Source organism: Pseudomonas sp. SIMBA_068 (assembly GCF_046534705.1).
In the GTDB taxonomy this organism is placed as follows: Bacteria; Pseudomonadota; Gammaproteobacteria; order Pseudomonadales; family Pseudomonadaceae; genus Aquipseudomonas; species Aquipseudomonas putida.
The window spans coordinates 1-263 of the sequence record NZ_JAWRYI010000748.1; the positions used below are offsets into that span (position 1 = coordinate 1).

Here is a 263-nt window from a genome sequence, read left to right on the forward strand (position 1 = left end):
GTGATGAACGGGATGCCGGTCTTGTCGATCAGTTGCTTGAGGACCTTGGCGGTCATCTTGCGGTTGGCGCCAGCGCCAATCACCAGAATCGGGTTACGGGCGGTCTTCAGCTTCTCGACTGCAGCTTCGATGGCCACGTGTTCGGCCAGCGGACGGCGGTGCAGGCTGCGCGGGATCGGCAGTGCGTCGGTCTGCTCGGCGGCGATGTCTTCCGGCAGTTCCAGGTGTACCGCACCCGGCTTTTCTTCTTCAGCCAGGCGGAA

1 pseudogene is annotated in these 263 nt (G+C 63.1%); it reads right to left on the reverse strand.

Features of this window, described 5'->3' with window-relative positions:
- Nucleotides 1-263: pseudogene (locus SB756_RS31265) on the reverse strand (acetolactate synthase large subunit); the annotation flags it as partial.